The organism is Oleiphilus sp. HI0067, from assembly GCF_001635735.1.
Genome location: NZ_LWFI01001095.1, coordinates 1 through 1,040, shown reverse-complemented (window position 1 = coordinate 1,040; position 1,040 = coordinate 1). Strand labels below are relative to the sequence as shown.

The window sequence follows — 1,040 nt, the reverse complement described above, 5'->3', positions numbered from 1 at the left end:
TCAAGCCCAACTGCTTCGCCAAAACGTTCGGCTTCTTGTTCCATTGCTTCGAGCGTCAGTATGTCTTGGCTGAGTACTTTCACTTCAGAATCGCGACCATCTTTTACGGCCTGCGCTAATGCATTCTGTAAGTCTTCGGTGGTTACAGAAACTTCGAGAAGCTTTTGCTCATGCATCTGTAAAGAGCAATCGCGGCCGCCTAAGGCTAGCGTCCATTCGCCGTTACCAATTACTTGGATTTCTTGGTGGCGAGTCGTTTCGATATTGAGCTCAATAAGCACGTTTTTGTTATCGCCAACGCCAGTGGCTTTTACTTCGTTCAGTATTTCAAGTACCAGTCCTGGGGCACTTTCTGAAACCGCCTGTAGGCGTTTTTCTTGGCTGCCTTTAAATGAAGAAGGGCTTGGTAGTATGCGCTGACCTTTACCTCCACCGCCGCCAATGGCTTTTAAGCGTATGCGGTTTTCTGGAAACTTTTTACCGATCTCAACGACTTGTTCGGCGATGGTTTGCTGAAGTTCTTCAACGGTATATAGGTCGATGCCTTTTTTGTAGCCTGCTGCAAGTACTAGGTCAGCTTTGTCTTCCATCGACTCAGTTTGCTTGAGCACAGCAACGTCTACATTTAGCGCTTCTTGTTCGCAGAGTGCCAATAGCGCAGCTTCGTCAGGATGTTTTTTCAATAGGGTAATGGCTGTTGCGTTATCAATACCCGGCGTCACGCTAACCCCAACTTTGAGTGCAGTGCGCTTCGCTTCGTCCTTCAAGCCCGCATCGTGTACGGTACGCGAACATGGGCCAATGAACGTGAGGCCTGCGCTCTCCATCGCGGCGACCATAGTTTCGTCTTCGGCCATAAAACCATAACCGGCAAAGATCGCGTTGTAGTCGTTTTCGTGCGCTATTTGAATGATTTGCTGAATACGTGCTTCGCGCTCAGCTTTATCGGCACCGGTATAGTCGGGTACTCGGTGAACGCGAGAAGAATCTTCCAACTGACGTAACTCAGGAGCGAGGGCATTCTGATATACGACGCTGTC

The 1,040-nt window shown here is 49.2% G+C and carries 1 protein-coding gene; it reads right to left on the bottom strand.

The genetic code is table 11. The features are described 5' to 3' along the window. Positions 1–1,040 (bottom strand): biotin carboxylase N-terminal domain-containing protein (locus A3739_RS15790; protein WP_304440283.1); only part of this gene is annotated, 1,040 nt, incomplete at both ends.